The organism is Chitinophaga pinensis, from assembly GCF_007896845.1.
Taxonomy (GTDB): Bacteria; Bacteroidota; Bacteroidia; order Chitinophagales; family Chitinophagaceae; genus Chitinophaga; species Chitinophaga pinensis_C.
The window spans coordinates 68469-77075 of record NZ_VOHS01000025.1 but is presented as its reverse complement, the minus strand read 5'-3'; the positions used below and the strand labels follow the sequence as shown (position 1 = coordinate 77075).

Annotated in this window: 4 protein-coding genes and 1 pseudogene; all 5 read left to right on the top strand. The window is 43.5% G+C overall.

Annotated elements, in window-relative coordinates; translation table 11 throughout:
• The first annotated feature begins 607 nt into the window (after nt 1-607).
• Nucleotides 608-1740, top strand: a pseudogene (locus FEF09_RS34860) (efflux RND transporter permease subunit).
• On the top strand, nt 1737-3197 hold the full coding sequence (locus FEF09_RS20745; protein WP_146306878.1) for a TolC family protein: 1461 nt from the start codon (nt 1737-1739) through the stop codon (nt 3195-3197). Before FEF09_RS34860 ends, FEF09_RS20745 begins: the two are co-directional and overlap by 4 nt.
• Nucleotides 3198-3428: 231 nt before the next feature.
• Nucleotides 3429-3971, top strand: a complete 543-nt coding sequence (locus FEF09_RS20740) for a sigma-70 family RNA polymerase sigma factor (RefSeq protein WP_146306877.1) — start codon at nt 3429-3431, stop codon at nt 3969-3971.
• 81 nt (nt 3972-4052) lie between these two features.
• Nucleotides 4053-5051, top strand: a complete 999-nt coding sequence (locus FEF09_RS20735) for a FecR family protein (protein WP_146306876.1) — start codon at nt 4053-4055, stop codon at nt 5049-5051.
• 55 nt (nt 5052-5106) lie between these two features.
• The gene (locus FEF09_RS20730; RefSeq protein ID WP_146306875.1) at nt 5107-8598 is read left to right on the top strand and encodes a SusC/RagA family TonB-linked outer membrane protein; all 3492 of its coding nucleotides are present in this window, start codon (nt 5107-5109) and stop codon (nt 8596-8598) included.
• Nucleotides 8599-8607 lie beyond the last annotated feature (9 nt).

The following is an 8607-nucleotide window of genomic DNA, read 5'->3' as shown; positions in this document are numbered from 1 at the left end:
AATGAGGTGATTGTCCCCGTTATCAGTCAGGTATTAAACCACTGTAGCTGTCTATGTGCCATTAATACTCATGAACGGTCTTTCAGGTGATTGATTGCTGACCAAAGTATAGCACTTTCTGTTTCTATGGGTATATATTACTTGTTGCTTTTATTTTAACGCCGGTACTCTACCCAATACTAATGAAGCACGCTACTCCGGAAAAAAGGAGGATTACCATATTTTATAAGTGGGTAGCGGCAGGATATCACCGGATGATACATAATATATTGCGATTCAGGCGAGTGTATTTTACTATCCAGTAATTAATGTTTGTGGGATGTTGGCTGGCTACCCGGATACCGATAAAAAGCCTTCCACATATCGAAAGAACTGAGAGCCTGCTTAAAGTAGACTGGAATGAGCCAATAAGTGCGGCCGAAAACCTGCGTCGGACCAACGAACTCGAGCGCCTGATTCATCCATATTGCACCTCTACTGAAGCAGAGGTTGGAATGCAGCAGTTCCTGATGCAGCCGGTTAATAGTGAAATACAGCAGTCGGTTCTTTACTTCAATACCCGAACCGAAAATGAACTTGAAAAGGTCAATACGTTAATAAAGAATGGATGCCCACGCACTACAAAAAAGCTGGGTTTGATATTGTTGACGCCCCTAATGCCTTTACAAAGCTTTTCGAAAATGAGCGCCCGTATTTCGAAGCCAGATTCCGATATGGGAAAACGGCAGACATTGATCATCTGCTGGAAAAATTATCAGCTAAGGGTCTTACGCGTGCCGAAAATACCCTGATGGTTCCCAATATGACACTGGAATTTAATGAGCCGAAAATGTTGTTATATGGTGTGCAGATGGCCGATATTAAGGACCTGCTACAGGAGCTTTTTGGAACATATCATATTTTGAATCTTAAGGGGACGGAAGGAGAGAATAGCGTAAGACTCAGCAGCGAGAAAACGAGTATGGTGGAAAAGTTGAAGATGACCGTACCGGGCGCCAATAACACTTCGTATCCTTTGAATCTGTTTGTTAATATGGCGTATGGTCTGCAACCTAAATATATTGCAGCAGATAAAGCCGGTGTATATTATTCAGCTTTCTATAAAACACAGGATACAGACGTCGTACAATTACAGAACATGATACGTAAAGCGTCTATGGAAAGTGGATTTTCAGTCGATTTCAGCGGCAGGTATTTTGAAGATCGTGTTCAGCTTAAACAACTGCTGACTGTCTTCTTAGTCGTATTACTTCTGCTATATTTATCATGGCTTTGCAATATGAAGATCTTCTGTTGCCGCTTGTTGTCATGCTAACCATCCCTCTGGGAGTTACTGGAGGCTTATTCCTTTTGTGGATAACAGGGAGCACATTGGACATTATGGCTGCGATAGGCTTTATTGTAATACTGGGCCTGATAGTAGACGATCCTATACTTAAGGTAGAAACTCTTGTCAGACTTGAAAAACAATATATACAAGAAGGAATGATACGGGATGAGCGACTACTTTCCCGTATTATTCATGAAGCGGGAGATCAATGTCTTAAGCCATTATTAATGGTTTCGCTGACAACCAGTATTGCGATGGTGCCGGTTTTGTTTTTGGGAGGAATAGGGAATGATTTGCAAAGACCAATGGCATTGGTCGTGATTGGAGGTTTAAGTATCGGTACTTTTTTTACAACATGGTTTGTACCTCTTGCATATTGGTATCTGTTTAAATGGAAGAATAAGATATGATATTAAGATCAGCCTGGATATTATTGTTATCTGTGGGACTTTCCCCTTTGCTTGCTATTGCTCAGCAACAAAACAGTATCTCATTGCCGGAAATGGTGTCTTTGTCCCAGACAAGATCTTCCCTGTCTAAAGTGGCAATTACTCAAAAGGAAATCAGGTATTATCAATTTTTGACTTTAAGGAGCGATTTAAAGCCGCAAATTTCTCTTTATGGCAATCTTCCGTCGTATAGTAAGCAATATACTTCTGTTACACAACCTGATGGTAAAATCGCTTTTTTGCCAGTTCAGCAAAATTATTCCAATCTCGGGTTTAGTCTCAGTCAGGAGATACCCTTCAGTGGTGGGCTGTTGTCTCTTAACTCGGAACTGAGTCAGTTTTATGATTTTAAGGAGAAATACAGAGAATATAATGGCACGCCCGTTTTCCTGCATCTTACGCAGCCTGTATTCGGTTTTAATACACTCAAATGGCGGAAGAGGATCGAACCACTATTGTATGAGGAGTCGAAAAGGGAGTATGTTCAGACAATGGAAAATATTGCTCAGCAGACAGTCAGATTGTACTTCGACGTATTGGACGCACAGGTTAATATTGCCATAGCTTCAGGTAATCTCAATAATGATAGCATAAATTATGTTCTCGAAAGCCGTAGAATTGATCTGGGTACTACTTCTGAGAGCAAATTAATGCAATTGCAATTACGTCATCTGAGAAGCCGTCAGGATCTGGATCGGGCCAGATATGATTACAAAATCGCAAAATTAGCACTTGAGGGCTACGCTGGCTTCCATATGGATCCTGATATGACACTACAATTGCCGGCAGATATTCCGGCAATGACAATCCCGCTTGAACAGGCGATTGTTTTCGCCAGACAATACCGGCCGGAGTATATAGCGTTTGAAAGGAAGAAACTCGAAGCAGAGAGAGATGTTGCGCAGGCAAAAGCTGAAAAACAACAAATTAACCTCGTAGCAAATTTTGGCCTCAACAGGGCGTCAACTTCTTTGCGACCTATTTATACAGATCCGAAGAATCAGCAAACATTGTCTGTCGGCATTAATATGCCCCTTGTTGACTGGGGCCGGCGTCGTAATAGATATAAGACATCTGTTGCACTTGAGAAACTGACGAATTTTAATAATAATATTGACAGTGTCAACCTTGTTCAGGAAATAGTAACATTGGTAAGCAGTATAGAACTGCTGAATGGGAATATCAATCTGGGAAAGATAACCGATTCAATTGCTGAAAGATCTTTTGAAATGATCAACAGCCAATTTCAGACAGGCAAGCTGACAATAGTAGACCTCAATCTGGCCCAGACGGAAAGGGACAACGCCCGGAGAAATTATATTGATACACTCAGGGAATATTGGGATACTTATTTTAGAATAAGACGATTAACCTTTTACGATTTTGAGCATATGAAGAGTTTGTATCAGGCCAACTGACCGGACAAAAAATATCCATTTAAGTTAACAATTACTTCATCTAAACTTAACATTGCGACTTTATTTTAGCGCCCTGAAAATTAACACGTACAGCTACCACGCTATTGTCATTGAATATCATCTTATTAAGAGATTTTAACGCTATGTCTGCTGAATATTGTTCAGACAGACTTAACATTACCTTTACAATGGCGGTGTAATTTTGTTCGTAAACACCAGGTTAAAATAAAGATGCGAATTAATACTAAACATAGTCCTTCATCTGACCCTGAGATGTATTTTGATAGGTTATTCAAAGAAACCTATGGTAATACCGTCGCATACCTGGAAAAAATCAGCAGTGATAAAGATCTGGCCCGTGACCTCGCACAGGAGGCTTACCTGAAGGTCTGGCAAAAGCTGGAACTGTTGCCGGAAGACGGAGAGGAGATGTTGAGATATATTCTGATTATTGCACGTAACTGTTTTCTGGATCACCTGAAAGGCGTATTAAAAGAAAAGAAACAACAGGACGCCTACGCCACTGTATATATTGAAACAAGTGCTGCTGCCAACTACATGGAAATAAAAGAGCAACAGCAGATTATCGACCATACCATTAATACACAGGAAGAATCCGCCCGCCGTTTTTATCTGCTAAACCGCGAAGAAGGCCTTACCTACAAAGAGATCGCCCTGCAGGAAGGCGTATCTGAAAAAACCGTGGAGCGCTATATCGGAAGAGTGCTCCGTACCCTGCGTACCCGCCTTGCCAGCTTCCTTTTTCTTTGGTAACAATTCCTTAACCTTGATTGCTGACGGTGACCTGTTTCTTTTGCTGTTCTTATAATAAACACAATAAACTAAGTCAGCTAAATGGACCTGCAGGATATCCGGAAAAGATTGGAAGATTTCAGAACTGGTAAATTAACCTCCGCACAAAAAGAGGAATTACAGCATTTACTTGACTCTCTCACAGAAGAGGAGCAGGCGGCTTTATTCCCAATGGATGCTTATTTACAGAAAGGAGATCACCAGCTACCGGACGAAGAAGTAGCCGCCGCGCTTGCACGTCTTAAACAAACCGTACAACCGGGTAAAGTGATATTCCTTGAGCGCTGGAGAAAAGTGAGCAAGTATGCCGCTATTCTGGTGCTCGTGATGGGAAGTGCTTTCCTGTTGAGAAAACAGGCCGGTCTTTATATCAAAAAAAGCGGACAGACACCAAAACGTTATCAGGTGATGAAGGTGGCCGATGGCAATCACGCTACCCTGATGCTGAAAGACGGCACGCGTATCGTTATTAATGGCGGTAGTGAATTGCTATATCCGGAGAACTTCGAAGGCACTGAACGTATGGTGGTACTGAAAGAAGGAGAAGCCTATTTTGATATCGCAAAGGATGCAGCACATCCATTTGTAGTAAAAACACAACAGATGAGAGTACGGGTACTGGGTACCTCATTCTCCGTAAGAGATTATAAAGAAGAGACACGCGCCTCCGTATCTGTGAACAGCGGACGGGTTGCTCTTGAAAGCATTTTAAAGGCAGGACCATGGTTAGAACTCAGGGCCGGCAATGGATCAGTAATAGATAAATACAAAGGGACAATTACCAAACAGGACATCGATGTTTCAACCACCACTGCGTGGATAAGAGGAGAGTTTAATTTCCATGATGCCGCTTTACAGGAAGTATTACAGGTATTGCAACATAAATATGCAGTACGTTTTGAAGTAAAAGATTCAACATTGCTGAAACGCAGATTTACAGCAACATTCAGGAACAACAGTATTCATAATATCATGCAGCAGTTGAAGCTCATGGGTAACATCGATTATACTATTACAGACAACCTAATATTTATACAATAACAACCACCCATTAAGGGATCGAAAAAATTCGGTACAAAAGCTAAATTTTAAATGAATGGACAAGAGTACAAATAAGCGGGGAGGCCCGCTAGGGAATTGCTGTCCGCAACTGAAAGGGATTATCAGGAATGCGGGGCTGCTGGTACTGTTATTCTTTACTGCATTTATGCCTGCTGTCTATGCACAAACCAGCGAACAAAAGCTGGACATAGCTATCGAAGGACAGCCGCTGAAAAGTGTATTTCAGTTTATTGAGAAGAACACCTCTTTCGTCGTAAATCACAGCGAAGACGAAGTAAATACCGCTGTGAAAGTAACGGTAAACCTGAAAAGCGCTACCGTATCAGAAATACTGAGAGCCGCACTGCGTAATACAGAATACGAATTTGTACGCAACGGTAATACGTTTGTTATCATGCGCAGACAACCGGATATCGTTATCCGTGGTAAAGTAACCGATGAAAGAGGTGAAATACTGATCGGTGTGAACGTACGTCCAAAAAATGGTGCGAGAGGTACCATCACCAATAAAGATGGATTTTATACCATCGCTGTTCCATCTCCCGGAACATCTCTGGTATTCTCTTTTATGGGTTATAGCATCCGCACTATACCGGTAAAAGAAACCCAGACGCTGAACGTACAACTCTTACCGGATGCGAAAGCACTGAAAGAAGTTGAAATTACTACCGCACTGGGTATCAAACGTGATGAGAAAGCACTCGGTTATGCTGCTACTGTTGTGAAAAATGAGCAGCTGACGGATGCGGTATCTAATAACTGGACAGATGCATTGTCCGGTAAAGTAGCGGGTCTGAACCTCGTCAGATCGAATGCTGGTCCTACCGGTTCTAACAAGATCATCCTGCGTGGCGAAAGCAACCTGAATGGTGACAACGAGGCACTGATCGTAGTAGATGGTGTGGTGATCAACCAGAGTAGCGGCCGTCGTACTGCAAACAGCGGTGAGACGCCATACGGTACCGGTAGTGATAACATGCCGGCTGACTATGGTAGTGGTCTGAACGACATCAACCCGGAAGATATTGAGTCTGTTACCGTACTGAAAGGACCGGGTGCTGCGGCATTATATGGTCAGCGTGGTGCGAATGGTGCCTTGATCATCACCACCAAGTCTGGTAGTCCGAAGAGAAGAGGACTGGGTGTAACGGTTAACTCAAACGCTTCCATCGAACAGGTGAACCGCTGGCCTTCTCTGCAATATGAGTACGGACAGGGTCTGGACGGTGCTGCTTATTATTCTTATGGTGCATCTGCTGACGGCGCCAGCACCAGTGGTACCAGCTCCGCTTATGGTCCACGTTTCGAAGGTCAGAAATTCTTCCAGTATGATCCGGCCACACAGGCACAGGGTAAAGAAAGAACCCCGTGGGTTGCTCATCCTAATCAGATACAGCAATTCTTCAAGACCGGTCAGACCTATACAAACTCTGTAAGTCTGGATGGTGGTACTGATAAAACAACTGCACGTTTCTCCTTCACAAATGTAAACAACACATGGACCGTGCCGAATACAGGCTATGGCCGTAATACGGTGGCGATGTCTGTGAATTCAAAAGTGAATGATAAACTGCAGATCTCTTCTAAAGTAAACTATACCAATAAATTCAGTGATAACCTGCCGGGTTCCGGTTATGGTAACCAGTCACTGATGTACTGGTATATCTTCTGGCAGCCAAATGCTGATCTGGACGGACTGAGAAACTACTGGGTAAATGGTCAGGAAGGAAAACAGATTAAATATCCTTTCAGTTCCTTCCCCGAAAACCCATACGCGGTTTCTTATGAGTTCCTGAACTCAACCAACCGTCATGGTATTACCGGTAACGTACAGGCGACTTATAACATCGTAAAAGGACTGAGTGTACAGGTAAGAACATCCATTGACTTTGCCAACGAGCATCGCGAACAGAAACGTCCTTATGACGCAGGTGCTAAATTCCAGCGTGGTAGCTTCCGTACACAGAATATCTTCGGTATGGAATCCAGTACAGACTTCCTCGTGAGATATCAGGGCAAGATCGCCAAAGATCTTGAGTTGTCAGTAACAGCTGGTGGAAGTACTCTGAGAAATAACTATAATAAAGATGAGGTACGTGCGGATTCCCTGATCTATCCGGGCATCTATAGTATGGCTAACGCTGCTGGTCCGCTGGTAACCATGCCTTACAAATCAGGCTATAAATTCAACAGTGCATATGGTTTGCTTGCATTGGCCTATAAAGAGTACCTGTTTGTAGACTTTACCGCCCGTCAGGACTGGGCAAGTACATTGGCTACTCCGGCACGTACGGGTAACGCCGCATTCTTTTATCCTTCTGCTAACCTGAGTTTCGTTCCTTCTGAATATTTCAAATTGCCTGCTGCTGTAAACTATGCGAAAGTGAGGTTCTCCGCTTCTGGTGTAGGTAGTGGTGGTACAACTCCTTATATGACGGCTTATACCTATCCGTCAGCGGGTAGTCTGTATAGTGGTGGTCTGGAAAATCCTTCCGTACTGGCTAATCCGAACCTGCGTCCACTCAGAACTATTTCTTATGAAGTAGGTGCTGCTGGTAAGTTCTTCAACAGCCGTATCGGATTTGACCTTGCATTGTACAGAGGTATGTCCAAAGATCAGCACCTCTATCGTATCGTTGACCGTGCTTCCGGTTATAATCAGGTATTGATCAATGCTGGTGAGGTAAGCAATAAAGGTATTGAACTGGCATTAAATGGTACGCCGATCGCCACCAAAAGCGGTTTCAAATGGAGCACGAATATCGTATTCTCTTCTAACCGTAACCGGATCGAGAAACTGGTAGACAGTTCTGTAGTACTGAAAACCGGTTATGTAGGTGGTGGCCAGATCGTAGCACAGGTAGGTGGTAGCATGGGGGACCTGTATGGTCGCGGTTACCAGCGTTCTCCTGACGGACAGGTTATTTATGATGCAACGACAGGTGTGGCACTGCTTACTGAAGGTGTGAAATACCTTGGTAATACGATCCCTAAGTTTAAACTGGGCTTCACCAACGATTTTACTTTCAAACAGTTCCACCTCGGTATACAGTTCGATGGCCAGTATGGTGCTGTCGCACACTCCCTGATGCACTACAAACTGGCAGAGCAGGGTAAAACTACCAACACACTGCCTGGCCGTTACAATGGTATCATTGGTAATGGTGTTGTACGGGAAGGTGATGGCAAGTTCCGCAAGAACGACGTGATCGCTACTGATATCGATGAATATTATCGTTCTCACTATGGCGTGGATAATGCAGAAGGTAGCACTTTCCGTACTGACTTTATCAAATTCCGTGAGGCACGTCTTGACTATACCCTGAATCCAAAGGTGGCTAAACGTATCGGTTTCCAGCGTGCAACATTTGGTGTATATGGTCGTAACCTGTTCATCTGGTCTCCATGGCCGATGTTCGATCCTGAATTCGGTACAATCACCGGCACTGATATCGTACAGGGCTTTGAAGTGGGCCAGTTCCCTTCCACCCGTACACTTGGCTGTAACCTGGTACTCGTACTCTAATCTTAAAAG